Annotated in this window: 1 protein-coding gene; it reads right to left on the reverse strand. The window is 48.1% G+C overall.

Features of this window, described 5'->3' with window-relative positions:
* On the reverse strand, window positions 1-231 hold a 231-nt coding region (locus tag KVT28_RS27265), incomplete at both ends, for a PTS transporter subunit IIC (protein ID WP_305801849.1).

Consider the following 231-nt stretch of genomic DNA (forward strand, 5'->3'; position numbering starts at 1 on the left):
TTCTTCTGTAGATTTAGGCCCCTTACCTACAACCGGACCGATCCATCCGGAAAGAACATAACCTACGGTACCTGTATGTGCTAAAGCTACCTGGTCATTACCGATAATTTTCCGCATGTAGGGCTGAGCAAAAGCCGGAAAAATCGCCATCAGCAATCCCATGGTCAGTGAGCCGGTATAGTTACGCTGAACCCCTTCGTACCCCGCCACAGAAAGAATTATTGCAACCAT

Origin of the sequence: Pantoea sp. GbtcB22 (assembly GCF_019091025.1) — a bacterium.
Lineage (GTDB): Bacteria > Pseudomonadota > Gammaproteobacteria > Enterobacterales > Enterobacteriaceae > Pantoea > Pantoea leporis.